Source organism: Serratia sp. KH_031, assembly GCF_057839655.1.
On record NZ_CM174496.1, the window covers coordinates 4,243,285 to 4,266,395 of the forward strand.

Consider the following 23,111-nt stretch of genomic DNA (forward strand, 5'->3'; position numbering starts at 1 on the left):
GTCCCCCACTTCTAATACTTGAATTTACGCATCAATATTAAAGTCGCTCCGCGACATCCCTCATCACAACAATAAGCCTCGTCAATCTCGGGTGGTGGGGAATATCAAATCCGACTCAAGCAATCCAGCGCCACGGCCTTGAAACTATCGAAACATTCGCTGCCCAATAAGCGCCCCATCGACCGCTCACGTACGAAAGTCACGAATAGATCGTAAATCGCCATCGCTTCTTCATAATCGCTTTTACTGATCGCTAGCAGGAAAATCACCTGCGCCACTTCCCCTTCGCCCCAGATAATGCCTTGCGGAGCCAAAATGGTCACTACCACGGTTTTCTTCGCCAGCAGCCCCAACGAATGTGGTAATGCAATCCCTTCTCCCAATAGGGTAGAAACTATCGCCTCACGCTCTACTACCGATGGATAAAAATCCTCGCCGACGTAACCTTCTTGTTCTAACTGCAAACAAACTTTCTTGAACAGTTGTTCTTGAGTCAGCGGTTCATTCACTACCATAAAATGGTCAGCATCGAAGAACTTTTCCAGCATATAAGGCTTGGTGCGATCCACCAGCACCAGTTTGCCGAGCTGTTCAAGCTGGTATTCGGTCGGGAATGGCGACATCACTACCACCGGCTTATTCTTCTCGCTGACGCGGGCGTTAGAGATAACAAAATCCTCCTCGATATGAGGGAGCACTTCATAGTCGCGTAGCGAGACAATGCGCGTCATTACCAGTTGCGGGTACTTCCGCGCAATCTGCGCCTGAATCATACGCACCGTCGAGTTGCCGGTATCGCACACCAGCATCACCTGCGGATGGCGCTCATAACCGATGTTGTAATGCCGCTCCAACCCAACGCCAATATGCAGCACCAAATAACCGATTTCGTTTTCACTCAGTGTGTACGGCGTATGTTTCCCCCAACTGGAGACTGCCGCCAGTGTGACGTCATAGGCCATCGGGTAATGTTGTTTGATGTTCGCCAACAGCGGATTGGGGATATTAATTTTGTATTTCACCCGGGTAATCATGGTCTTGATATGGGTGAGTAGATCAGCGCGCAATTGTTTGTCGCCCTGCAAATTGTAGTTATAGTGCGCATTGATGTAAGACAAGATGTAATCCACCAACGCGTCTTCATCATCAGCATTGATTTCTGTCGGTTGTACATCTTGCACCCGGCGGGCGGCAATATTCACCCGCAGATAGGCCTCTTCCGCCGCCGAGATCTCCTTCCCTGCCGCTTTGCGCAATTCTCCCGCTAACCAAGCTGAGGCTTTGCGAACCCCTTCGTCACCCTCTTCTGCTTCAAAATCGGGCAACGGGTAACCATCATTAATCCGTCGCAGCGCCACCGCACAATAGAAAATCAGGTACTGCTCACCTTCATCAGTCAGACGAATAGCATATTGCGACAGCAAGGGATGCAGCAATCCAGCGAAAGTGGCGGTTTGCGGTTGCAGTAAAATTTCGTTATTCAACAACGGGTTTTCCACATCGGACAGGTGCAGTTGGAAGAGAAGATCGGTCAAACAGGCGCGGATCGCCATCTCCGAACCAAACAGCTTCATACCGTAACGCGGTTTAGTTTCGATAGTCAGTTGGTAACGCGTTAAGCGCTCCCTCACCTCAGCCATGTCGTTTTGCAGCGTGCCACGGCTGACAAACCATTCATCGGCCAAATCCTCCAGCTTGAGCGAGAAGGCTGAGGTCAAAAAGCGAATTAATAGATAATGTACTCGTTCCTGCCCACTGCGTGGCGTAGCGTGCTTGCGTCGCTCTTGTTGCTGCAACCCACTAAACAATACGGCATCGTCCACTTGCAGCCGATAGCCGGTGCCACGGTTATGCACAAAACGTGCACCGTATTTTTCTAAGATTTCATTAAGCGCGGTAATGTCGGTACGTACGGTACGAGTAGAAACGGCAAAACGCTTCGCCAATTCTTCTTGTGGCAAAGTTTCAGACTGCAAAGCATCAAACAAGTAGGCCAAACGTGGGTAGGGGAATCGCACCATTAATTTTCCGTTATGAGTTTTTAACCACGTGTTAGGGTGACGCTAATTTAGCGTCACCCTAGCTTTTTTCAGCCTACCAGCTTTTTACTCATCGCCAACAGAGTTTTAACATCCTGCGGACGGGTATTGCCGCTGGCAGAATCAATGATCGAGCTGTAGATATGTGGGATCACTTGCTTCACACCGGCTGTCAGTGCGATTTCTAGGATCTGTTCGAAATTCTCCAGTGAGATGCCGCCAGTTGGCTCCAGCAAAAAATCATGCTCGGCACAGGCTTTTGCCACGTACTGATATTCTTCTTTATGCTTCAAGCCGCCCATGGGGAAATATTTGATGGAGCTGCCACCCATGTCTTTCAACAGAGCAATGGCTGTTTCTACCGGTACGATGCCTTCTGGCGCAGCGGCACTCAGCGGCCCAGTGGAGATTTTTACCCAACCCACTTTGCCGGTTGGCGATACCAAACCATTCACCACGGTATCGCTTTGCCCCAACAACGCACGGCTAGCCCCCACGCCAGTAAATACCTGATTCACGTGCTGCGGTTGCACCAGTTGCGAGATCTTGCTGACCATCTCGGACTGTTTAGGGTCGCCCGCACCGAGACCGACTGACAACGCATTGTCGATCAAGCGTGCATAGCGCTGCATATCTGCCACTGCGCTATCTACGTCGGGGTAGTTTTTGGAGAGAACGCCGACCAATACATGTCCTTCCGCCGCTTCATAGATCTGCTGCGCATTCTCTTTCGAACCCGCCAGCACGTTCAGGCAGACCCGATCGCGATAGTAATTTGGCTTCAGCTTCATGCTTATTTCCCCACAAACAGGTTTTTGATACAGGTAAAGACGGTCATCAGTTGCTGTTGATCTACGCTGCGCACATCCACTTCGATTTTGCCTTCGTTGGCCTTGTAGCCACGGAAGTAAATCGCGATGTCACCGGTTTTCAGCGCATGAACGATGTCGTAGGTCGACAACCCCAGCACCACTTCGTCGAAACTGATTTCGGTACGGGCAATATCACGCCCTGCCGCATCCCAAACCACTTTGGCGCTGATGCCATTCAGGGTATTCAGGTTGTCGATAAACGGCGTCATTCGCTCGACCATCTCCGCACCGGTGGTTTTTTCCAGCGTCAGATAGCTTTCGATCGCTTGCGTCAAACCGAGGATGCCTTCTTTACCCACTTTCATCGCCCGACCGATACCGGCAGTTTGCAGTTTCACCCACTCAACGTATTGCTGTTTACCGATCACTAGGCCGCTGGTCGGCCCTTCGATGGCTTTAGCACCGCTGTAGATCACTAAGTCCGCACCCATTTGGGTGTAACACAGCAAATCTTCTTCCGCCGCCGCATCAACGATTAACGGCAGGTTGTGCTTACGCGCGATCACCACCGCCTGTTCGACCGACAGGATGCTTTTCTGCACACAGTGGTGAGATTTGATGTACAGGATCGCGGCAGTTTGCGGCGTAATGCAGGCTTCGAGCTGCTCTGGCAGACATTCGTTGGCATAACCGGCTTCCACCACTTTGCCGCCGCCCAGCGCAACCATGGTATCGACCGGCGCACCGAAATTAACGTTATGACCACGCGGCAGTACGATCTCACGCGGTACGGTGATCGACGCAGAGTGCAAGTTGACCAGCAGGTTAGCGTCGTCTTTAACGATTATCGCTGCCACCGATTGAGCAATCCCCGCCGAGGCGCAAGAAACCACGGTGGCACTTTCCACGTTCAGCAGATTGGCGATGTAAGCCCCAGTCTTGTTAACCAGATCTTTAATTTCAAAGTAATGATTCAAGCCGTAGTCCACGGCATCGATAACGTCTTGGCGTGGCGTGGAAACCCCCAACATGGTCATGCGACCGGAGGTGTTAATGACTTGTTTTAGATTATATTTTTCATAGATTGAAGACATGAGTGGCTTTCCCTTCATCGGTTAATAAGAGTTCCCCGGCGACGACTGCCGCCAGCGGCACCAGCAATTGTTCACCCTTGACCGATTGCCCTTCGGAATCGGCAAAGACCTGCGGCTCATGGCGCAGATCGAAAATGGTCAGATCGGCATCAAAACCCGGCTTTAATTGGCCTTTGGTTTTCAGGCGCAGCGCCTCGGCTACATTGCCGGTCACGCAGTCGATCACCTGTGGCAATGACAACCCGACGCTGAAGAATTTGGACATTACCGTCGCTAGGCTATGCACTGGCCCCTTGATGCGATTACGGCAATAGATATCGGAACTGATGGTATGCGGCAGAATGCCCAGCGCGATGGCTTGGCGTGCCACGTCAAAACTGAAGCTGGCGCTGCCGTGACCGACATCCAGCAATACGCCACGTTGCAACGCCCGTTGGACAGACGCACGTAACTCACCCGATGGCGTTAAAATACGGTTCGGTTTACCGTTATAGCAGTGGGTGATGATGTCGCCTTTGGTCAGCAGGGAGGCGATCTCGTCCAGATCCGGCGGGTTGTTGCCAATATGCACCATCAGCGGCAACTGGTTGTTTTCTTGCTGGATTTCTTTCGCCAGTATCAATGGTCGGGTGCCGTTTTGCCCCACCACGCTGCTACTCATGCGCGCCTTGATACCAATAACAAAGCCATCATGCTTGCTGATGGCCGCTTTCACTTTCTGCTTATCAATATCGGCTAAATCAGCCAGCTCATTTTGGCGCAGCAGGCCAATACGCGAGATGTTCAGGAAAGCAAAAACGTTAGTTTTCGCTTGGCGAGTCAATGCGTAGAAAGTATCGATATCGTCGGTACCGGTGCTACCGGCATCGACGACAGAAGTCACGCCGCTGGTGACACCCACCAAATCGGGTTCGTCGTTGTAAATTGGCGAAGAGGGATAACAGTGAACGTGAGAATCGATCCAACCTGCACTCAGGCGGAATTTGCCTTCCAGATCCAGTTGCTTATGTGCGCTAGCATCGGCTGCCAGTTGACCTACTCCAGCAATTTTACCGTTCTGGGTAGCCAAATCGACCACGCTGTCATCGGCCAATCTGGCACGTCGGATGATTAAGTCATACATACTTCGCTACTCCTTTTGCGGGCGCCCAATCACTGCGCCCGCGATAACCTTAAGAAATCGCTACTGGGAAAATCGCACCCAAGATCATCGCACCTAGGATCGCGCCGCCGGTAATCGGCTTGCCCCAAATGTAGAACAACAGGGAGCCAAGCAGAGAACCGAGACCAATTGGAATCGATGCGGTCATGGCAGACAGGATAATCAACGGCCCGAGGAAGCGACCGGAAGAGTTACCTGCGCCCATCATCACGTCTGCACCGTAGGTCGAGTTGCTCTGATTGATGGTGAATTTACGCGCCAGAATGATGAGGTAACCAATCGCCAGACCAATCACTAAACCGGTGACCAGCGAAGCAGCAAAGTTCGCCACAGGGAACACGATCCCTGCGCCAAGTAATAGCGCGGGAACACCTAGCCCGACACCGGTTTGGATCGCACCGCCAATATCCAAGATCCCGACCAGAGAACCTTCAATGATACGCGCAAATAGGAAGCTGGCACCGAACGCGGCTACCGCGCCATAAACACCGGTATCCATTCCTGCACGCAGCATGGAGACGAAAGCCACCTCGTTAAAAGCACCGATGCCATACAGGTAGTACATGTGTGTCCCGGCGAACACGCCGGAGGACAGCAGGCCAACGAAAATCGGGAACGACCAGTCGGCATACCAGAAGCCTTTTTGGGTTTGTTCTTCCATCATCAAGCTCCTTATTTACCGCTCAGGGTGTTATGAATGGCATCCAACCAACCCGGCACGCCGAGGCTGAAGGACTCGAGAAGTTTCATGTCGAAGCCGCGGAAGAAGCCGCTCAGCACGAACAACAGCACGATCGCAACCATCATGATTTTGGTGACTTTGTTCCAACCGCTCTCTTCTACGCCTTTACCGATCAGGATACCCAGCACCAGACCCGGCACGGCGTTACCCATAATCAACTGCGCTAAGCCACCGAAGATGGTGCCCCAGAAGCCTGAGCGTTTACCGGCGTCGATCGCCGCCAGCCAGAAGATCACTGGCATCACGGTGTTAACCAGCAAGTTAGCCGCAGGAACCAACACTTTGATCGCCGTGACCTGCAAAGCCTGCGGTACCGCAGAAGCAGTGGTATTCAAGAAAGCAACGACAATCACACCGATGATGCCGCAGGCGATGGCCATTTTTCTTGGATCGTGCAGCGTTTGTGCCACGTTGCGGTTTTTAACCATCAGTGCCGCCGCGCCCCAGTTAGGGATGATGCGGTGGTCAACGTCTTGCGTGAAGGCACCGGCCGCCACGGAAGACGCCCAGGCGTTGAAGAAGAAGCCCAAACCGAATGAGAAGTGGGAAGCCGGATCGCCTTCGCAGGAATTCAGCTCGCCCAAGGTACGGAATGCGCCCATGCCCTGTGTCGTCGGAGCATGGAACATACGTGCGGCACCAGCCCCGACGCCGACACCGACCAAACCACCGATAATAATCGACTTAAATAAGATGATGAGAAACATCGATTTCCCCCTTTCCCCTTCATCTTTCACGCCGCCTTATTGTTGGCCGGAACGCGAAATCTATTGAGGATATTTAGTATTTTTATTTCGCGACAAACACCACTTTTTCGGTATTAATGATTGTCACGTTCACGGTTATTTCCAGAGAAACGGCATAACTCTTTCTTTCACGTGGCAGAAAGAAGAAAAGAAATTTCTCTTTGGTGGTTCTCTCTTCTGCTTTTATTACTTTTACGTCCTGCGGTTCGATACGCAGTAGAACATTATTGGTGGACTTTAATATCGTCCCTTGCACATTGGCTAAGGCCGCAGCAAAGGCTTTCGCTTTACTATCACCTTTGCCTTCCACTTTAACTGAGGTGGTATATTGCTCTTTCATCACGCAGCGCCGTATTTTTTGATGTAGGCTTCAACCAGTCTTTGGCCTAACTCCTCTTTATCCATAAAGCCAAAACCTAGCACGTTGCAACCTTCGTTAATTGCCGTTACGCCTTCGTCGATCGAGCGCATACCATATTTTGCTTTGTAGCCATGTTTGGTCTGCGCGGTAATAGCACCGGCACCACCACTACCACAGAAAGAAATCCCTAATTGAGCATTTTCTGCTTTCATTACATCACCCAATTTCATATCTGCCGCAACGCCAGGGATAACAATCGCTTTTCCACCTGCACTTTCAATACCTTGACCGACTTTTTGACCTTTACCCAGACGATCGCCGATCACGACAGTAATTTGACCCATGGTTATTACTCCTGATTGAATTCAATTTATTAAAAACTATTGGTTATTATCCTTTGCCACTTCGAAATGCACCGAGAGTAAATAAGCCTCTTCGATGGGCAAAGTTTTGAATTTATCGACAACGCGCTGTGCCATTTGCATCGACTCTTCAGATATCTCATCAAACAGTGATTTATCCACCTCCGGTAACAGTTCCCCGGTAATGGAACGCAGCACCATAGCGCGAATATGTGACTCCAACATTTGCTGTTGCACCACGTTGGTATAAATACCTTCGATATTTAACATGGCGGTGATGTCCGATAGCGTTCGTGTGGTAATTTCTACTGCTGTATCAATATCTGACTGCTGCGTTTGTTTTACTGAAGCAGATTGGTCATTCACTTTTCAGTTACTCCTAGATCCCTGCATTACCTATGAACCCGCTTTCTTTGATATCTTTACCCTAACCTTAGTGACATTTTGTGTGTACTGCGTTTTTTTCCAGTTCAAAGTGGAAATCGGATGATAGTTAGAGATCCATTTCGCAAAATGATGTTTTGTTATAGGAGATATTTAGATTACAAAAACATACCGCAACGAGCATTTTCTTATCACCGTTATTACGGTAAAAAAGTTCGTGATCGAGATCTCTTTCTTTTCCCCGCCTAAGCGCCTACTATCAATAGTACAGACCAGCATTTCCAACACCCCCGCTCCCAACGGCGCGGGGGTGTTGCTTTGTGTTGTTTTTTTCGATTTTTTGCAGGCATATCACGCAATGCCTTGATTTAACTGGAGAGTGGAATGACCAAACCAACCATTACCATTAATGAGCTGGATGCGGAACGCCTGGATGCGCTATTGGAAAAGCCAGAGTTTGCCAATACAGACGTTGCTAAGGCTTTGAACGACGAGCTAGATCGTGCCGAAACCGTTAAGCCTAACCTGATGCCTGCCGATGTTGTCACCATGAACAGCAAGGTGCGTTTTCGCGATCTGAAAACCAGTGAAGAGCATGTGCGCACGCTGGTTTACCCAGCGTCTTTGAAAGACAGCAACGAGCAAATCTCGGTGATGGCTCCGCTGGGTGCAGCGCTGCTGGGCATGCGCGTAGGTAAAGATATTACGTGGACATTGCCAAATGGCAGCGAAACGAAGATTGAAGTGCTGGAACTGTTGTATCAGCCAGAAGCGGCCGGTGAATACCACCGCTAAGTGGTAAATCAGGGCGGTAGCAGGCCGCCCTTTGTATCTTACTTATACTTCTTGTGGTAGGTATCGCGAGTCTGTTTAAACTCTTGTGCCACTTTCTGCGCTTCACTCAGTTTGCCTTGGTTGGCTAATGCCAACGACTGATCGATCTGCCCTATTAGCGTATCCAACCCGTGGCGGAAATCCTTCACCTCCGGACTGTTTGGCCCTCCTTTCTCTAACTTCGGTGGAATGCCTTTCTGGGCTTCTTGCGCTGCGGCACGCATGTTTTGCAGGCTTTGTTTAAAGGTATCGGTGGAATCGGTTTTTAATGCCGTTTTGTAGTTACTGGCAATGGTATCCATATTGTCGCCAACATCAATATCGGCAGCCATTGCCAACGTACTGGCACCTAACAACGACAATGCAACCAAAGTTTTTAAAGTTTTACGCATGCTCACTTGCTCCAATTATTGTTTTATTTAACCAATGGTTAACATAGTTGGGGCAAACGGAAAGAGGAAATGAATATTTGTAAGGAAGGTTAAAGGCTGGCAGCGGAGCCACCAGCCGAGGGGGATATTATTCGCCAGCGATCTTCATTTCCGGCAACAACACCGAACCACATTGAATATTACTGCGAGTTTCGATATCGCTGCCCACACTAACAATATTGCGCAGCATATCTTTCAGGTTACCAGCAATGGTGATCTCACTAACCGGATATTGGATCTCACCGTTCTCCACCCAGAATCCGGATGCACCGCGTGAGTAGTCGCCGGTCACACCGCTGACACCCTGCCCCATTAACTCTGTCACCAACAATCCGGTGCCTAGTTGCTTCAACATCCCGGCAAAATCAGCGCCCTGCCCAGCGATACGCCAGTTATGGATGCCGCCCGCATGACCGGTACTCTGCATACCCAGTTTGCGCGCCGAATAGCTGGTCATCAGCCAGGTTTGCAATACGCCCTCTTTGACGATGTCGCGACGTTGAGTACGCACACCTTCGCTATCAAACGGTGTCGAAGCCAACCCTTTCAGCAAATGCGGATGTTCTTCAATGGTCAGCCAATCCGGCAGGATCTGCTGACCCAATGAATCCAATAAGAAAGTGGATTTGCGATAGACGCTGCTGCCGCTGATAGCACCAACCAAATGGCCAAACAACCCGGTCGCGACTTCTGAAGCAAACAGCACCGGAGCCTTCATGGTTGCCAATTTGCGTGGTGCCAAGCGCGCTAAAGTGCGGCGAGCACATTCTTGCCCAACCCATTCAGGGCTTTGCAAATCGCCGATCGCACGCCCGATGGTGTAAGCATAATCACGTTCCATATCACCGTTATGCTCGGCGATCACGCAGCTCGACAGCGAATGGCGGCTAGAGCAGTAACTCTGCAACATACCGTGGCTGTTACCGAAGACCTTGATACCGTAATGGCTGTTAAAACTGCCGCCTTCGGTATTGGTAATGCGTTTATCGGCTGCGAGAGAAGCCTGCTCAGCACGTGCCGCCAGCTCGATCCCCCTTTCTGCATCCAGATCGCTTGGGTGGAACAAATCAAGATCCGGCGCTTCGAACGCCAACAGATCTTTGTCTGCCGGCCCCGCGAAAGGATCTGGCGAGGTATAGCGCGCAATATCCAGCGCCGCCTGTACGGTACGGGCAATGGCATCCGGGCTCAAATCAGTCGAAGAGGCACTGCCTTTACGCTGCTGATGATAAACCGTAATCCCCAGCGCACCGTCGCTGTTGAACTCAACATTTTCCACTTCGCCAAAGCGAGTGCTAACGCTGATACCGGTGGTTTTACTCACGGCAACTTCTGCCGCATCGGAACCAGCGCGGGCCAGTTCCAAAGCTTGTGAGACAGCCTGTTCCAGCGCTTGGCGCTGCTGTGCAACTTGGGTGACTACTTTCATCAATCTGCCATTTTCGTCAATCGTTGAGAGAAGTACCGCGGCGGTAGAATTCGCCACGCGTGATGCTTTTGAGTCTAACAGGAAGTAAGAGGAATTTCGCAAAAAGGCATTATCGGGTAACAATTTCCCTTGGATATCATTCAATAACCAACTTGACCGACTTACCAATATTACTCAGCATATTAATTAAGGCATCTAAAGTGAATTTATTCGTTTTCTGGTTCACTACATCAGATACCCGTGGTCGGGAAACCTGCAGATATTGGGCTGCCTCATCTTGCTTATAGCCTTCACTTTCTATCCAAGTACTGATTTCTCGCATAAGTTGCTTTTTAAGTGCAATGGTATGCGCAATTTCCTTCTCAGATTGCGCATACAACTGCTTAGCCTCATCAGCATTGAATCCCAAATCGGCGAACACATTCCCGCCAACGGGAGTAATATGACGTGATTGAGTATCGATAGGTTTAGTCATTTATTCACACTCCGCTCATGAACTACGGCGTCGTAACGAGTCTTGATAATAGCGATATCATGCCTGCTAGTTTTTGCCGTTTTCTTTTGAAAGCTATGCAATACGTAAATCATCTCCTTAAATTTCGCGACATAAATGACCCTAAATGCGCCTTCTCGTGCATAAAGTCGGATTTCCTTCACACCAGAACCACAGTTATCCATAGGTTTCCAATCACCAGGTTCCAAGCCATTTTGCACTTTAGCAAGTTCAAAACCGGCTGATTTTCGTGTTTCATGAGGAAACGCTAATAAATCAATCAATGATGAACCGCGCCAATCAATTGCTTTTTCACTATGTTCTTCCATGAGTACCACCTCCGAATGTATAAAATTTTATACACAATCCTCAATAAAAGCAACACACCGCAATGGGAAGAATGACCGTCCTCCATTGTCTCGTTTATTTTACCCACTATACTTCGCTACTCAGGGCGCTCAATTAGCGGGTTGCCAGACAACCTGTTAAGATTAGCGTCTTTTTAACGGAGCCTACCATGACCAAACAACCTGAAGACTGGCGGGGCGATGCCCCGGACAATGAAGACGAGGACGATGACGAGATTATCTGGGTCAGTAAAAGTGAAATTAAACGTGATGCCGAAGCGCTGAAAGACCTGGGAACCGAACTGGTTGAACTGGGTAAAAACGCGTTAGAGCGCATCCCGTTGGATGAAGATCTGCGTGCTGCCATTGAGCTAGCGCAGAAGATCAAAAAAGAAGGTCGCCGCCGCCAGATCCAGTTGATCGGTAAATTGCTGCGTGCCCGCGACGTTGAGCCGATCCAAACCGCACTCGACAAACTGAAAAACCGCCACAACCAGCAGGTTTCGTTGTTCCATAAACTGGAAGCGTTGCGTGATCGTTTGGTGGAAGAAGGTGATGATGCGATCCCGTCCGTTCTGGTTCTGTATCCAGAAGCCGATCGCCAACAATTGCGTGCACTGGTGCGTAATGCGCAGAAAGAAAAGGCCGCTAACAAGCCGCCAAAAGCTTATCGCCAGATTTTCCAGTATCTGCGTGAACTGGCTGAAACAGCAGAGTAATCTTCATAGCCTACCTCGGGATGAACCTCGTTCATCCCCGGGGATATCCCACCGGTTCACTACTCTTTTCATCGATATTAAAACTCAACCCACCTTCCAACTCTTCTTCTGCTTCTTCGAGCAACAGAATAATCGCACCGAAACGCCGTCTACGCCCCGCATTGAGATGGGTAAACTCAATCTCAAATGGCCGTGGAATATCCACCGTCACGACATCCCACAACGCATCCAGATTAGCGCCGAAGCCCTCATCCAATGCGAATTTATCCGCAAACACACGGTAGAACGCTGGCAGATCTTGGATGTTGTTAAAATCGAACGTTACTTTCCTCATCAAGCTCACTCCACTCGAATGAAGTTTTTATAATGGTCATGCGTGGCATAAATCAGGCCGTCACTTGAATACAACAGGCGGTCAGCACCACGCCGGCCACATTGGTAGTTAATATCTGCTTCGCGCCATACTCGCTTATGGCTATTCGGTAATTGCCCTTCACGGTTAGAAAAACGATCGCCGCCGATGGCTTTACCCGGTAATGCCGAGCACAGGTTGCCATCTCGAGCATCCCATCCCTGCTCACGCGCCTGCTTCTTAGTCACGTAATAATCCGGCAAGCGCTGATGCTGTTTCAGATAATCCACAACCCGTTTTTGCTGTGTCAGTTGATCAATACTGTCGCCCACCACCACCGCAGGCACATTGGTAATAACCCGATCATCCGTCCCGCGCAAAGCGATAAAGCCCGCTATCACTACGGCGATAAATATCGCCATCAGGATCCGTTTATTCATGACTGTCCCTGAAATTAATTTCGGCTGGGTGCATCAGCACCCATGCTGGTATGAGATATAAACAATATTGATGAATGAAAGATGACCGATGTGTAACGTTTTAACTTCCAGATTGCGGCATCTTTTCTTCCCACCTTAGAACATCAATTATGCCATCTTCTGACAGCACTGGCATTCAGAGCGCGCTGAAACTCGAAAAGGATTAGGAATTTTCTCCAGTATAGCCTCTCAGCGTGCACTAAGAGGCTCTGCCGCATTAATCGATCAAGGCGTGGCGATAGCGATGTAGCATGTCGGCCAGACGTTTTACTGGCCCAGTGACGCTGATGGGAACCTGATTTTCAACCAGTTTTTGTTGATACTCGTTCATTTCACCTAACAGGCGATCGTAATAATAAGCGCGCTTCACATCATTTTTGGCCGTAACCACATGATCTGCCGTTTTACGAATCTGCGTGTGAAATGCCGAAAGTGCCTCGTTGACAGGGATTTCTGCTCGCTGCATCCGTTGGTGAGCAATAATCAGATTCAACGCCAAGCGATATTTGGCAATATCGTTGGGGAACATCATCAACAGCTGATTCAACTGCTGATATAACGCCGGTAGATGGTTTTGTTTGCGACGCGCGACTTTGGTGGTCAGCGCCGATACCGCACTGCTGACGAACTGATTTAGCAAAGTACGCCCAGTACGTTCACGCGAGGTATCGCGAATCAACAACAGCACTATCAGACCAATACAGCTCCCTAAGAACTGGCCGATAGAAGCATCGATGAACTGGGTGACGTTAAACACCATCGGGTTACTCAACACCAGAATATTGATAGTCCCCGCTAGCAAGCCCATCGAACCTAAACGCCGTTTCTGAACTTCAATACCGATAATAAACGCCAGCACACCCAAACTCAGACACAGCAAGAAAATACTTTGCTGAGTAGCGGGCAGGATCACCATAAAATACAACGCCCCTACCGGGATCGCGGCCAGCATACCGAGCACAAAATCCATCGCCACCATGCGTGGATTCGGCGTTCGCATCGCGAGCGAAGTGATTACCGCTACAATCACCATCACACCACTGCCGGAAGTCCAGCCGGTCCATAACCATAGCAAACTACTGAAGGCCGTAGCCACAAAAGTACGCAAGCCATTAATCAGCGCATGATGCCCTTCTGCCGAAGTCGGTTTCACCACCACCTCATCACTCAGAATGCTTTCTTCTACCGCGCTAATACTGGTGTTGGTATGCACGCCTTTTGCCAATAACAGGTAACGCGTCGCCGCACCAACCCAAGTGGTGATAGTGGTCAAAATGTCATCGCTACGATTAATCACCAGCACCTGACGCAGTAACTTTAAACGTTGGTGAACTTCCTGCGGCGTATTGGCAGGCACCAGTAATTGATCACGGATGTCGTCTTGCACCACATTAGGATGGTTCAGCAGGATCAGATAGGTTTCACAGGCTTGAGTAATTAACGTCAGCGATAGCGTATGCAGCGCCCGTGCACGACGATCCACCCTCTGCCAACGTGGTGACTCCAGCATCAGATTGCCGCACATCCCGTTCAGCGCGGTGGCGCTTTTCACTAAATTACCCCAAGCACGGTCGATGTCTGCCTTATCAGCATTGCTGATACACATCTGCATCAGTTTATATTGATCAATCAGCAAGCCATCCACCGCCCGATCGATATCCATCTTGATCGATCGGGGTGAGAACAACAGATCCGCCAGCACCGCACTGAGTATCCCCAACACAATCTCGCTACAACGTTCGACCGCAAACTGCGGCGCTTCCAATAAATGCGCTTCACTGCTGGCGACGGTCACCACGATAATCAGCGCGGTATAACCCGCCAGTGCCCAAGCGTAGGAGTTTTCAATTTTGATGATGGAAGAAAGCCAGGTACAAAAACCCGCCCAGATGCAGCACAACAGCAACATAACGACGGGCGCTCGCGCCGTGGTGACAATAATCAGCAGGCCAACAAAACAACCGATAAAAGTCCCGATAATTCGCAACCAGCTACGATGACGGATGGCCCCAGAGAACGGTTCACCCCCAGCGGCAAAAGCTGGCCCCGCGGCGACTAACGCCGCCGTCATTGCCGACCAGCGCGGAGTTTCCAGATTCAAATGGAAGCCGACAAACAGCGCAAACACCACCGCAAAACTAAGTTTGAAGGCAAACCGCAAACGGATAAAAGTTGGGCTATTCATTAGCCAAACTCACGCAGCCGGTGCATCAGTTTCACCCACGGAGATTCAACATCAGCACTACGATCGTTCTTACCGGTAATCACCACCGTCGCCGTCGTCCCTGCTGGGTAGGGATGTTGTTGATCTTTGGCATCCAGTAGAATCTTCACCGGCACCCGCTGTGCCAGACGTACCCATTCTAAATTGCTGTCGATGGCGGCTAAACCCTTGCTGTTGTTGGTCGTGCTGCTGTTATTGACCGCCGCAGCCAAACTATCGACCGTGCCATGCATAATGCGATTGCTGCCCAACGGGGTAATCTCAACACGATCGCCTTTATTCAGGCCATGCAGCTTGGTTTCTTCCAAATAAGCCAATAAGTAGAAGGTATTTTTCTTCACCAATGCCACCGCCGTCGAACCGCGGGTAATAAACTCCCCGGCGTGAACATTAAGGTTGGTGACCCAACCGTCTGCCGGCGCGCGCACCGTGGTGCGATCCAGATCTAACTTCGCCAGATCGCGCGTGGCAATCGCTTTAGCCAATTGATGCTGCACGGTTTGCAGCACATTGTTGGCCTGATCGATCTCTTCTTGCGACATCGCTTGAATGCCTAAACGCACACGACGACCCGCCTCACGTTTTTTCTCTGCCGCCAAAGTTTGATAATAGGCAACATCAGCATTCGCCTGCGCCAACGCCTGTTGATAGCGTGGCTGGTCGATCACAAACAGTATCTGGCCTCGCTTCACCAATTGGTTATCCACCAACGGCACATCGGTCAGCAAACCGCTGACATCAGGGGCGATTGCCACCACATCAGCAGTAAATTTGGCATCACGCGTCCATGGTGATTCGGTATAAAACACCCAGGCTTTGAATACCGCCATAACAGCCAGCAAAACCAAAACTAGCGTGATCGCGATGCGAGTTATTTTTATTGATAATGTTTTCACGGCGACCTCAGACAAAAAGACAAGAAATCAGGTAAAACAGGCAGCAATAAAGCGCAGTGTTAAATAACGCTGGATGCCAAACAAAATCGTAAATCCCAGTAGGCTGCAACACACGACGCAACACAAAAAATAGCGCCAGCGACACGATCAGCTCAAAAAGCACCGGGGGAAACGACAACCCAAAGATGACCATAACTGGCAGCGAACCCATCACACTTTCCTTAATTGTTCATTATGCCTTTGCAATCAGCTTCACATTCCTTTTACATTCAGCCGTTACGAACCACAGTTCCACCTGAACAGGTTGCTTGGGCGACGAACCTGAAAAAGAGTTAAACTATAGAGATACGTCCACGAAAGGGGATTGTGAGGTTAACCGAAGGGATCGAGCGCAGAGTGACTCAATTGCGCATCCACTTGTTGATAAGGCCTTAACACCCGACCAAGTTATCTTAGCCTGCTTACTATCAACACATCAACAATCTGTGATCTAAATCACTTTTAAGCCAGAGTGAATAATGGAAAGACTAAAACGGATGTCGGTATTCGCCAAAGTGGTTGAATGCGGGTCATTTACTGCCGCAGCGCGACAACTCGACATGAGCGTTTCATCCATCAGCCAAACCGTGTCCAAACTGGAAAATGAGCTACAGGTTAAGCTACTGAACCGCAGCACGCGCAGCATTGGCCTGACCGAAGCAGGCAAGATTTATTATCAAGGCTGCCGCCGGATGCTGTTGGAAGTGAGCGAGGTGCACGAGCAGCTTTACGCCTTTAACAACACACCTACCGGGACTTTGCGTATTGGCAGTTCCTCGACGATGGCACAAAACGTGTTAGCGACCATGAGCGCCGAAATGCTAAAAGAGTACCCCGGCTTAGCCGTCAATCTGGTGACCGGCATCCCGGCACCGGATCTGATCGCCGATGGTTTGGACGTGGTGATCCGCACTGGTGCATTACAGGATTCCAGCCTGTTCTCTAAACGCCTCGGCTCAATGCCGATGGTAGTTTGCGCCGCAAAAACCTATCTCAATCAGTATGGTACACCGCAGAAACCCAGTGATATGACCAACTTTTCATGGTTGGAATACAGCGTGCGCCCAGACAGTGAGTTCGAATTGATCGCACCGGAAGGGATCTCCACCCGTATTGCCCCACAAGGGCGTTTCGTAACCAATGATTCACAAACCCTAGTTCGTTGGCTAAAAGGTGGGGCTGGCATCGCTTACGTGCCTTTGATGTGGGTTATCGAAGAGATCAAACGTGGGGAGGTGGAGATTTTGTTCAAGAGCTACCATTCCGATCCCCGCCCGGTGTACGCGGTGTACACCGAGAAGGATAAATTACCGCTGAAAGTACAAGTCTGTATCGACTACCTGACCGAGTATTTCAAACGCGTGGCGGCGGTATACCAAGGCTACCGCTGAGGACTATTGGTCAATAACTTGCGCGCCGCAACGGTCAATGCCACCAACACGATCATACCCAGCCCCCAGATGATCCAAACGGCATAACCCAACAGGGAAAGCAGCATCGGGAAGGACGCCATCAACCAGTTCCAAAGCTGCAACAGCCAAGGCAACCAAGCATCCAGCACCGCCTGCGGCACCAACATCAGCACGCCTTCCTGCAGTTGTGGTGCCAACTGCGTGGTACCGTTCTGCGCCATATCGGCCAACTGAGGCAACCAGTTCAATAGCCCAGAAGTTCCCCAAGCCAATAACGTCCAAATAGCCATCAATGCCAGTAAAGCGAGTGTCGCTAAACCATTTTTACCCATAATTACCCCGACTTAGTGGCTTGCCCACACTGCTGACAAAACTTACTTCCTGTCGCGAGTGGCGCAGCACACTGACTGCATGATTGCGTTTCCGCCTGAAATAACTGACCACAACGATGACAGTAACGCGCTCCCGGATTATTGGGAGCCTGACAGTTAGGGCACTGCAACCCTTCCCCACCAGATTGATTATAGCGGTTACCGTGATGCCCTCCGCCGTGGTGTCCTCCTCCATGGTGACCGCCGTGATGACCACCACCATGATGTCCTCTACCAAAACCACCGCCTAAAAGCTTCTTGAACATGCTCATTGTCTCGCCCTCGGTTGATAGTGCCAGAGGAAGAGCATAAACCCTAGAGTAAACTCCAAGGTAAAGGGGGGTTTACGATTAATTACATACTAGCCCGAATTAAAAAATACCCGTTTTGCAATCTTAAAGAGCAAAATATCGGAATCTGAATTTATCGCTAGCAAAATGAATCTACTCATTTATCTGATTAAAATACAAATTGTAGTTAACCCGTTCAAAGCATACTAAGTTAACCACCTCTATTTTATTATTTCCATGTAAACAATGAGTGATAACATCCAATGCAATTTTGGCAGCCAAGTCCTTTGGGAATTTATAAATCCCTGTGCTTATGTTCGGAAAAGACACAGTTTTAATGTGATGATCGTCAATTAGCTTAAAACAACTAAAATAGACTCTCTTTAACAACTCAACTTCATCATGACTCCCACCACTCCAGTATGGGCCTACTGCATGTATTACATAGTCCGCAGGCAAATTCCCGGCATTTGTAATTACAGCATTACCAACTTTACAGCCACCTTGCCGATTTCTTATTATCTGACACTCGGCCAAGATCATTGGTCCACCAACACGATGTATTGCACCATCCACTCCGCCGCCACCAAGTAAAGATGAGTTAGCCGCATTCACAATAGCTCCTGCAGCCACTTTCGTTATATCCCCATGCAATAACCGAACTCTATTCATTAACTTCCAAAACCCGTATAAGATTTTCTATAGCTTTTTTTTGCTGTTCTAACTCATCGGGGCTTAACAATAGATTAATTAATTGAGCATCTAAAGCACTGTCATATACATCGATGCTCATCCAACCTTTAGACCACATGTCAACAGTTCCGAATTTATCACCCTTCTCAAACTCAACACGCTCTAAGTCACCAAAATCACCATTGCTAAAAGAACTGTATTGAAGCTCATACCCAGCTAAATATGGGGCAATCTCAGTTTTAAAAAAATCGATGTTCATGATGAGTCCCCCTTTATTTTTTATCTACAACTGTGATATTTTTAACTTCAGGCAGTTGGCTACCACCTTGTTTATTCAGCATAAATTGTTGTGATTTACTAGCATCTGGGCCAATTAGCTTGAACCATCCATCTTTCCCGCCTTGTAACAAACTATTTGTAGAGACATCAAACTCAACGTAGACCGATCCCGCTGGTGCTGTTGCCTTAAAGTCCGACACACCATTAGTAGAAATAAATGTCTGCCCACCGCCTCCCTGAACCACTTTACCTCCATTTCGCATTTGGGCTAACTCATCAGGAGACATCCATCTACCAACTCGAGTAACATTGACTTCATTGATAATTGATGTTTCACCTAGTTTGAGTACGGAGCTGGTGTTTGGTATTCCCCTTTTCGCTCCACTATTTTCAACTGTTGTAGCTGAACTTGGTTTTCCACTAGGAACACCCCCTACACCCAACGCACCATAAACCAAGTTACCTAGCCCTTCGGCCCCAGTCTTCAGCAATGACGCTTCTAGCCAATCACACTTACCTGCGCACTGGTCAATAATATCAGCATACCATTTCGCCGAGTCTTCATAAGCACGCCCGGCCATGTTGTCCTGCTGGCGCAACTCAGTATACGCTTTCTCATCAAGTTCTATTTTCGAGCGCGAATCTGCAACACAGGCGGTATCACCAGCATCCCAGCATGATTTCAGCTTCTGGATGTTTCCCACTGACTCCTGCGCCATATCCTTACGGACGGTCTGCTCACAGCCAGCATTTCCATTACATTCTTTATACTTATCGGTGTATTTCTGTGGGCTTCCTTGACTCAGATAGTTCGACTCAACCGCATTCTTACCCGCAATCACTCCGCCTGCAACACCCGCCGTGCTATCTCCGGCCAAACCGCCTGCCAGCCCTGCGGCCAGTTGACTCAAGGCACTGACGTTCAGCTTCTGCTCTTCCGTCAACGTCGCGGGGTCTTGTCCCGGATAAAGTTGCTCGACAATAAGCCGTGCCGCCAACTCTCCACTGGCCGCCCCCGCTGCACCTGCCGCCGCATTGTTACCCGATACCAACGCTACCAAAGCACCCGCCACCGCATGGGCCGCCACATTCGCCGCCGTGTTACCTTCGGTACGCACTTTGATTTCCTGCGCAAGATAACCGCCACGTCGCCGCTGGCCTGTACCTATACCGCGTTCAGCGTGGCATCACAACCAGCGGTGATACGGGAGGACTTAGGTCACGCTACCGCCAATTTGTGACACACAATCACAAATTAATATCTATAAGCTGCTGGTCATGACTGGCGATCCGGAGCCCGCTTCCGGCTGCAACGCCAAGGCAACCGGATCACCCTCACCATTATCACCGATGATGAAGAGTGGAAGACGCTGTGTGAAGACAGCCAGCACGGCCACGACCTCGGCGCGGACTGGGTTAACTATCACGGCGAACTGATTATCGCCGGGGATTGGTTGAGCGGATTTGACCTCACACAGACGAAGCATATCAACGCTATCACCGTGCCGGGCAGGATTGAGATCACACAGCGCGACCAACACGACTTTTAGGGCATAAAATAAGCCCCCGGTCTACAACCGGGGGGAACAATGGACTTAAGATGATCTTTTCCCTGGATCTATATATGTATATCTATTATCTATATCCAAGCCAAGATCGTTAGCTATTTTAATCACTTGGGTATATTCATCCTGACTAATCACAACATCATAATCAGCGATATGATCACATAAAGTCTCGAACGCTAATACATTCTCCGAGAACCCAATATACTCAAGTGCAAAGTCAATCAGACTAGGATCTAACCGATCCTTTAACCCTTCACCTAATGCTCTAATTTTGTCATTAATATCCATGGCAACCACTTTATTTCTTAATCGGCTTTAAAGCCGGAGGAGCTGGATTGTTGTCTGGGAATGCAGTGACAACTTTTCCATTAGCTGGTTCATAGACCACTCGAACTCTAACACCGTCTCGTTCTTCCCAAGCAACCCATCTAGCCGGTTTCCCTGCATTTGTATACGCTCCCCCGGTCCCAGACTGAGCAAACCACTGAGTGTCAGGTGAAGTAGTTATATCGCCTATTTCATGGACGACTTTGTCCGCTGACCAATTTTGTGGGAATACTGTTTTTCCTGGATTTCCAGGGTATAAATGCCCTCCTTGCGTAGTAATGCCGTTCACTTAAGCCTCACGTGACTTATAGCTGAACGGATATTTAGGTGGAATATAAAGCACTGAACGAGAATATCGTCGGTGCTTTCTTTTTTCCGGAAGAATAAACGCTTTTACATTTTCCCTCATTCCTTTCAGATGATTAGGGATATTCCCTGCGGCACCTTTACCACTCACCCGAGCCTGTGACACCAGAATGTTTAACGCAGCGACAAAGCTTATTCGTGTCGGTATGACCCCGCCTTCCCCGGCAATATCTACCATTTCTTTTCTCAGCAGATTGTAGGAGATCAGTATCCCCCATAATTCTTGCTTTACGCCCTCTGGAAAGCGGCTCCTCAGGGTGACTTCCCCTTTCAGTTGTCGCCGTTTCAGTTCGCCATAACCCAGTTCAATTTCCCAGCGCTCCCAATAAATACGCAATAAATCTTCTACCGGATAGGCCGCAGGATCGGTCATGGACGTGAGAAATCCGGTGATCTTTCCTTTACCGCCGCCGCTGACATAGCTCACCATTCTTGCCCGCCAGACATCCGGTAGATGCGGAGCCGCCTTACGTGCCTGTGGAGAAACCGGCATCTCAATTAGCATGTCGTAATCGCTGTATCGTTCGATGACCTGATAGCGAAGCTTGCTTTTTACGGGCGTCAGCCAGTGAGTACAGCGTCCCGCCTGTTGCCATTCGATGAAAAAAGCGGCGCTGAAATAGCAACGGTCAAACAGTGTCAGAGTATGGTCTGGAGCAGAAGAAATCAGACGATGAGCCAGCGTTAACTCGCCTTCGGCTACGCCTCCGAACGCGGCATCCAGCAACATATGAGAGTGGGTTGCCATCAGTGCGACCATACGTACTTGAGGGAATGTGCCCGCGGAGGGGTCAATAAAACCAAAAGCCGCTGCGTTATCCGGTGAGTCCGGTGTGCGAAAAAGCGTCCCATCAACACTCAACACACGGAGTCCATGGAAAGTAGCCGGTCCGAGAGCAGCAGGCTGCCATGCTTCATTGCAGGCATGAAAAAGATAGCGAAGCGGTGCTTCCCCCAGTCGTTGGCGTGCAGCGGTTAACACACTGGGTGCGAGGCTTTGGTAGGTGTCATCGGGTTGAAGAACGATATCCAGATGGTGACAGACGTCCTTGATGGATAAGTCTCGCAACAACCCCATCATAAGGATGAGCCATACGGCCTGTTCAGCAGGCAGGCGACGTCTGCGAATACTGGCTTTCTGGCAGGCGGTCAGCGCTTGGTGTATCCAAGCGGGGTCAAGCGAGCGTGAAAAAGCATCCAGCTCAGAAGAAAAAGCATCGACGACAAAATCCATATCATGTTCAGACATAAAAAATCCGGGAGCAGAGGGCTGATCCCGGATTGTCTCTTACTGGTAGGATCGTTCAAGTACTCTTAAACGATCGGCATTACTCCTTGCGTAGGGCTGTACCCATACAAAATATGCTGTTTAGCTTCCGCCGAAAGAATATCCACATATTTCTGATTTGATGCTGATAAATTCAAATCAGAACTTTTTGCTACCGTCAGAACTGCCTTGGCAAGGACATACTGCACTAATTTGGCTTCACTGGTTGGTATGCCGCTAGCCATGATTTCCGCAGCTTTTTTAGGCGTCATTTCCTCACTTGAGGTCAACGCACTAACCGGAACACCAAAAAACTCACCCCATGCGGTCAGTAGTCCTTTAACTGCATCTTGGCCTTCTGGCATATCCCCTTGAGCATTTTTAACCAGTGCGGCCACGATTTCATCTGGGGAAGAGCCTTTTTGCATCATTGATGCACCGAGCGAGGCTTGCGACATGCCCATGTCGGCCATGCCTTTACCAAAGTCTCCCGGACCCAGCGAGTTATTCTCCACAACAACTTTATCCAGTGCGGAGTCAGCCAACAAAAAGCATTTTTCCTAGCACACTCAGCAGATTACAACCACTTTTTC

At 49.6% G+C, this 23,111-nt stretch carries 30 protein-coding genes; 3 read left to right on the plus strand and 27 right to left on the minus strand.

All coding sequences use genetic code 11. The features are described from left to right. Positions 1-104: 104 nt before the first annotated feature. The 9 genes from AC3ISQ_RS19100 to AC3ISQ_RS19140 form a co-directional block, all read right to left on the minus strand. The gene (locus AC3ISQ_RS19100) at positions 105-2,021 is read right to left on the minus strand and encodes a BglG family transcription antiterminator (RefSeq protein ID WP_489349051.1); all 1,917 of its coding nucleotides are present in this window, start codon (positions 2,019-2,021) and stop codon (positions 105-107) included. Positions 2,022-2,089: 68 nt separating this feature from the next. Next, on the minus strand, positions 2,090-2,830 hold the full coding sequence (dagF, locus tag AC3ISQ_RS19105; protein ID WP_489349053.1) for a 2-dehydro-3-deoxy-phosphogluconate aldolase: 741 nt from the start codon (positions 2,828-2,830) through the stop codon (positions 2,090-2,092). 2 nt (positions 2,831-2,832) lie between these two features. Further along, positions 2,833-3,945, minus strand: coding sequence for a DgaE family pyridoxal phosphate-dependent ammonia lyase (locus tag AC3ISQ_RS19110; RefSeq protein WP_489349055.1), 1,113 nt, complete (start codon positions 3,943-3,945; stop codon positions 2,833-2,835). Then, positions 3,929-5,068: an amidohydrolase/deacetylase family metallohydrolase gene (locus AC3ISQ_RS19115; protein ID WP_489349056.1), complete on the minus strand. Its 1,140-nt coding sequence runs from the start codon at positions 5,066-5,068 to the stop codon at positions 3,929-3,931. The genes AC3ISQ_RS19110 and AC3ISQ_RS19115 overlap by 17 nt, the downstream gene beginning before the upstream one ends. Before the next feature lie 49 nt (positions 5,069-5,117). Next, positions 5,118-5,768, minus strand: coding sequence for a DUF4310 family protein (locus AC3ISQ_RS19120; RefSeq protein WP_489353385.1), 651 nt, complete (start codon positions 5,766-5,768; stop codon positions 5,118-5,120). A gap of 11 nt (positions 5,769-5,779) precedes the next feature. Then, positions 5,780-6,556 (minus strand): DUF4311 domain-containing protein, encoded by a 777-nt coding sequence (locus AC3ISQ_RS19125; RefSeq protein ID WP_489349058.1) that lies wholly within the window; start codon positions 6,554-6,556, stop codon positions 5,780-5,782. A gap of 82 nt (positions 6,557-6,638) precedes the next feature. Continuing rightward, positions 6,639-6,935, minus strand: coding sequence for a DUF4312 family protein (locus AC3ISQ_RS19130; RefSeq protein WP_489349060.1), 297 nt, complete (start codon positions 6,933-6,935; stop codon positions 6,639-6,641). Further along, on the minus strand, positions 6,935-7,300 hold the full coding sequence (locus tag AC3ISQ_RS19135; protein WP_489349062.1) for an SFCGS family glycine-rich protein: 366 nt from the start codon (positions 7,298-7,300) through the stop codon (positions 6,935-6,937). The genes AC3ISQ_RS19130 and AC3ISQ_RS19135 overlap by 1 nt, the downstream gene beginning before the upstream one ends. Before the next feature lie 36 nt (positions 7,301-7,336). Continuing rightward, entirely contained in the window at positions 7,337-7,588 is a 252-nt protein-coding gene (locus AC3ISQ_RS19140) for a glycine dehydrogenase (RefSeq protein WP_489353387.1), read from the minus strand. 498 nt (positions 7,589-8,086) lie between these two features. On the opposite strand from AC3ISQ_RS19140, the gene rnk reads away from it, so the two are divergent. Further along, positions 8,087-8,497 (plus strand): nucleoside diphosphate kinase regulator, encoded by a 411-nt coding sequence (gene rnk, locus AC3ISQ_RS19145; RefSeq protein WP_489349063.1) that lies wholly within the window; start codon positions 8,087-8,089, stop codon positions 8,495-8,497. Between the two features lie 38 nt (positions 8,498-8,535). Here the strand turns inward: rnk and cybC are convergent, their stop codons facing one another. The 4 genes from cybC to AC3ISQ_RS19165 all read right to left on the minus strand — a co-directional run bounded on the left by cybC (position 8,536) and on the right by AC3ISQ_RS19165 (position 11,218). Beyond that, positions 8,536-8,928 carry a cytochrome b562 gene (cybC, locus tag AC3ISQ_RS19150; RefSeq protein WP_489349065.1) on the minus strand — a complete coding sequence of 131 codons (393 nt, stop codon included), beginning with the start codon at positions 8,926-8,928 and terminating at the stop codon, positions 8,536-8,538. Positions 8,929-9,055: 127 nt separating this feature from the next. Continuing rightward, positions 9,056-10,396, minus strand: a complete 1,341-nt coding sequence (gene pmbA / locus AC3ISQ_RS19155) for a metalloprotease PmbA (RefSeq protein ID WP_489349067.1) — start codon at positions 10,394-10,396, stop codon at positions 9,056-9,058. Positions 10,397-10,532: 136 nt separating this feature from the next. Beyond that, on the minus strand, positions 10,533-10,871 hold the full coding sequence (locus tag AC3ISQ_RS19160; protein ID WP_489349069.1) for a helix-turn-helix domain-containing protein: 339 nt from the start codon (positions 10,869-10,871) through the stop codon (positions 10,533-10,535). Beyond that, positions 10,868-11,218, minus strand: coding sequence for a type II toxin-antitoxin system RelE/ParE family toxin (locus tag AC3ISQ_RS19165; protein ID WP_489349071.1), 351 nt, complete (start codon positions 11,216-11,218; stop codon positions 10,868-10,870). Before AC3ISQ_RS19165 ends, AC3ISQ_RS19160 begins: the two co-directional genes overlap by 4 nt. A gap of 188 nt (positions 11,219-11,406) precedes the next feature. Between AC3ISQ_RS19165 and yjgA the strand changes: the two genes are divergently transcribed. Beyond that, positions 11,407-11,955: a ribosome biogenesis factor YjgA gene (yjgA, locus tag AC3ISQ_RS19170; protein WP_489349073.1), complete on the plus strand. Its 549-nt coding sequence runs from the start codon at positions 11,407-11,409 to the stop codon at positions 11,953-11,955. A 31-nt stretch (positions 11,956-11,986) separates the two neighbouring features. On the opposite strand, the gene AC3ISQ_RS19175 is transcribed toward yjgA, so the two are convergent. The 5 genes from AC3ISQ_RS19175 to aaeX all read right to left on the minus strand — a co-directional run bounded on the left by AC3ISQ_RS19175 (position 11,987) and on the right by aaeX (position 16,117). Then, complete coding sequence (locus AC3ISQ_RS19175) at positions 11,987-12,289, minus strand: barstar family protein (protein ID WP_489349074.1); 303 nt, start codon at positions 12,287-12,289, stop codon at positions 11,987-11,989. Between the two features lie 5 nt (positions 12,290-12,294). Further along, positions 12,295-12,747 carry a ribonuclease domain-containing protein gene (locus AC3ISQ_RS19180; RefSeq protein ID WP_489349076.1) on the minus strand — a complete coding sequence of 151 codons (453 nt, stop codon included), beginning with the start codon at positions 12,745-12,747 and terminating at the stop codon, positions 12,295-12,297. A 256-nt stretch (positions 12,748-13,003) separates the two neighbouring features. Further along, a complete protein-coding gene (gene aaeB / locus AC3ISQ_RS19185; protein WP_489349078.1) occupies positions 13,004-14,971 on the minus strand; it encodes a p-hydroxybenzoic acid efflux pump subunit AaeB in 1,968 nt (655 codons plus the stop codon). Further along, positions 14,971-15,840 carry a p-hydroxybenzoic acid efflux pump subunit AaeA gene (gene aaeA, locus AC3ISQ_RS19190; RefSeq protein ID WP_489353389.1) on the minus strand — a complete coding sequence of 290 codons (870 nt, stop codon included), beginning with the start codon at positions 15,838-15,840 and terminating at the stop codon, positions 14,971-14,973. The genes aaeB and aaeA overlap by 1 nt, the downstream gene beginning before the upstream one ends. A 73-nt stretch (positions 15,841-15,913) precedes the next feature. After that, a complete protein-coding gene (gene aaeX / locus AC3ISQ_RS19195) occupies positions 15,914-16,117 on the minus strand; it encodes a p-hydroxybenzoic acid efflux pump operon protein AaeX (protein ID WP_489349079.1) in 204 nt (67 codons plus the stop codon). A gap of 307 nt (positions 16,118-16,424) precedes the next feature. On the opposite strand from aaeX, the gene aaeR reads away from it, so the two are divergent. Next, the gene (gene aaeR / locus AC3ISQ_RS19200; RefSeq protein ID WP_489349081.1) at positions 16,425-17,336 is read left to right on the plus strand and encodes an HTH-type transcriptional activator AaeR; all 912 of its coding nucleotides are present in this window, start codon (positions 16,425-16,427) and stop codon (positions 17,334-17,336) included. Here the strand turns inward: aaeR and AC3ISQ_RS19205 are convergent. From AC3ISQ_RS19205 to AC3ISQ_RS19245, 9 genes are all read right to left on the minus strand, one after another. Then, on the minus strand, positions 17,327-17,689 hold the full coding sequence (locus tag AC3ISQ_RS19205) for a hypothetical protein (protein ID WP_489349082.1): 363 nt from the start codon (positions 17,687-17,689) through the stop codon (positions 17,327-17,329). The genes aaeR and AC3ISQ_RS19205 overlap by 10 nt on opposite strands. 2 nt (positions 17,690-17,691) lie before the next feature. Beyond that, positions 17,692-17,994 carry a zinc ribbon domain-containing protein gene (locus tag AC3ISQ_RS19210; protein WP_489349084.1) on the minus strand — a complete coding sequence of 101 codons (303 nt, stop codon included), beginning with the start codon at positions 17,992-17,994 and terminating at the stop codon, positions 17,692-17,694. A gap of 177 nt (positions 17,995-18,171) precedes the next feature. After that, complete coding sequence (locus tag AC3ISQ_RS19215; RefSeq protein ID WP_489349086.1) at positions 18,172-18,690, minus strand: macro domain-containing protein; 519 nt, start codon at positions 18,688-18,690, stop codon at positions 18,172-18,174. Beyond that, the gene (locus AC3ISQ_RS19220; RefSeq protein ID WP_489349088.1) at positions 18,683-18,970 is read right to left on the minus strand and encodes a hypothetical protein; all 288 of its coding nucleotides are present in this window, start codon (positions 18,968-18,970) and stop codon (positions 18,683-18,685) included. The genes AC3ISQ_RS19215 and AC3ISQ_RS19220 overlap by 8 nt, the downstream gene beginning before the upstream one ends. 13 nt (positions 18,971-18,983) lie before the next feature. After that, positions 18,984-20,108, minus strand: a complete 1,125-nt coding sequence (locus AC3ISQ_RS19225; RefSeq protein WP_489349090.1) for a VENN motif pre-toxin domain-containing protein — start codon at positions 20,106-20,108, stop codon at positions 18,984-18,986. Positions 20,109-20,585: 477 nt separating this feature from the next. Next, positions 20,586-20,846, minus strand: a complete 261-nt coding sequence (locus AC3ISQ_RS19230) for a MafI family immunity protein (protein WP_489349091.1) — start codon at positions 20,844-20,846, stop codon at positions 20,586-20,588. A gap of 10 nt (positions 20,847-20,856) precedes the next feature. Next, entirely contained in the window at positions 20,857-21,174 is a 318-nt protein-coding gene (locus tag AC3ISQ_RS19235) for an EndoU domain-containing protein (RefSeq protein ID WP_489349093.1), read from the minus strand. Next, positions 21,175-22,500 (minus strand): IS4 family transposase, encoded by a 1,326-nt coding sequence (locus tag AC3ISQ_RS19240; RefSeq protein WP_489349095.1) that lies wholly within the window; start codon positions 22,498-22,500, stop codon positions 21,175-21,177. Positions 22,501-22,565: 65 nt separating this feature from the next. Beyond that, a complete protein-coding gene (locus tag AC3ISQ_RS19245; protein WP_489349096.1) occupies positions 22,566-23,063 on the minus strand; it encodes a hypothetical protein in 498 nt (165 codons plus the stop codon). Positions 23,064-23,111: the final 48 nt, after the last annotated feature.

What these genes read in the sequence shown, in the direction of transcription:
- AC3ISQ_RS19100 (WP_489349051.1), bottom strand. Translation starts at nt 2,021, where the DNA reads ATGGTGCGATTCCCCTACCCACGTTTGGCCTACTTGTTTGATGCTTTG.
- dagF (WP_489349053.1), bottom strand. Translation starts at nt 2,830, where the DNA reads ATGAAGCTGAAGCCAAATTACTATCGCGATCGGGTCTGCCTGAACGTG.
- AC3ISQ_RS19110 (WP_489349055.1), bottom strand. Translation starts at nt 3,945, where the DNA reads ATGTCTTCAATCTATGAAAAATATAATCTAAAACAAGTCATTAACACC.
- AC3ISQ_RS19115 (WP_489349056.1), bottom strand. Translation starts at nt 5,068, where the DNA reads ATGTATGACTTAATCATCCGACGTGCCAGATTGGCCGATGACAGCGTG.
- AC3ISQ_RS19120 (WP_489353385.1), bottom strand. Translation starts at nt 5,768, where the DNA reads ATGGAAGAACAAACCCAAAAAGGCTTCTGGTATGCCGACTGGTCGTTC.
- AC3ISQ_RS19125 (WP_489349058.1), bottom strand. Translation starts at nt 6,556, where the DNA reads ATGTTTCTCATCATCTTATTTAAGTCGATTATTATCGGTGGTTTGGTC.
- AC3ISQ_RS19130 (WP_489349060.1), bottom strand. Translation starts at nt 6,935, where the DNA reads ATGAAAGAGCAATATACCACCTCAGTTAAAGTGGAAGGCAAAGGTGAT.
- AC3ISQ_RS19135 (WP_489349062.1), bottom strand. Translation starts at nt 7,300, where the DNA reads ATGGGTCAAATTACTGTCGTGATCGGCGATCGTCTGGGTAAAGGTCAA.
- AC3ISQ_RS19140 (WP_489353387.1), bottom strand. Translation starts at nt 7,588, where the DNA reads ATGTTAAATATCGAAGGTATTTATACCAACGTGGTGCAACAGCAAATG.
- rnk (WP_489349063.1), top strand. Translation starts at nt 8,087, where the DNA reads ATGACCAAACCAACCATTACCATTAATGAGCTGGATGCGGAACGCCTG.
- cybC (WP_489349065.1), bottom strand. Translation starts at nt 8,928, where the DNA reads ATGCGTAAAACTTTAAAAACTTTGGTTGCATTGTCGTTGTTAGGTGCC.
- pmbA (WP_489349067.1), bottom strand. Translation starts at nt 10,396, where the DNA reads ATGAAAGTAGTCACCCAAGTTGCACAGCAGCGCCAAGCGCTGGAACAG.
- AC3ISQ_RS19160 (WP_489349069.1), bottom strand. Translation starts at nt 10,871, where the DNA reads ATGACTAAACCTATCGATACTCAATCACGTCATATTACTCCCGTTGGC.
- AC3ISQ_RS19165 (WP_489349071.1), bottom strand. Translation starts at nt 11,218, where the DNA reads ATGGAAGAACATAGTGAAAAAGCAATTGATTGGCGCGGTTCATCATTG.
- yjgA (WP_489349073.1), top strand. Translation starts at nt 11,407, where the DNA reads ATGACCAAACAACCTGAAGACTGGCGGGGCGATGCCCCGGACAATGAA.
- AC3ISQ_RS19175 (WP_489349074.1), bottom strand. Translation starts at nt 12,289, where the DNA reads ATGAGGAAAGTAACGTTCGATTTTAACAACATCCAAGATCTGCCAGCG.
- AC3ISQ_RS19180 (WP_489349076.1), bottom strand. Translation starts at nt 12,747, where the DNA reads ATGAATAAACGGATCCTGATGGCGATATTTATCGCCGTAGTGATAGCG.
- aaeB (WP_489349078.1), bottom strand. Translation starts at nt 14,971, where the DNA reads ATGAATAGCCCAACTTTTATCCGTTTGCGGTTTGCCTTCAAACTTAGT.
- aaeA (WP_489353389.1), bottom strand. Translation starts at nt 15,840, where the DNA reads ATGGCGGTATTCAAAGCCTGGGTGTTTTATACCGAATCACCATGGACG.
- aaeX (WP_489349079.1), bottom strand. Translation starts at nt 16,117, where the DNA reads ATGGGTTCGCTGCCAGTTATGGTCATCTTTGGGTTGTCGTTTCCCCCG.
- aaeR (WP_489349081.1), top strand. Translation starts at nt 16,425, where the DNA reads ATGGAAAGACTAAAACGGATGTCGGTATTCGCCAAAGTGGTTGAATGC.
- AC3ISQ_RS19205 (WP_489349082.1), bottom strand. Translation starts at nt 17,689, where the DNA reads ATGGGTAAAAATGGTTTAGCGACACTCGCTTTACTGGCATTGATGGCT.
- AC3ISQ_RS19210 (WP_489349084.1), bottom strand. Translation starts at nt 17,994, where the DNA reads ATGTTCAAGAAGCTTTTAGGCGGTGGTTTTGGTAGAGGACATCATGGT.
- AC3ISQ_RS19215 (WP_489349086.1), bottom strand. Translation starts at nt 18,690, where the DNA reads ATGAATAGAGTTCGGTTATTGCATGGGGATATAACGAAAGTGGCTGCA.
- AC3ISQ_RS19220 (WP_489349088.1), bottom strand. Translation starts at nt 18,970, where the DNA reads ATGAACATCGATTTTTTTAAAACTGAGATTGCCCCATATTTAGCTGGG.
- AC3ISQ_RS19230 (WP_489349091.1), bottom strand. Translation starts at nt 20,846, where the DNA reads ATGGATATTAATGACAAAATTAGAGCATTAGGTGAAGGGTTAAAGGAT.
- AC3ISQ_RS19240 (WP_489349095.1), bottom strand. Translation starts at nt 22,500, where the DNA reads ATGTCTGAACATGATATGGATTTTGTCGTCGATGCTTTTTCTTCTGAG.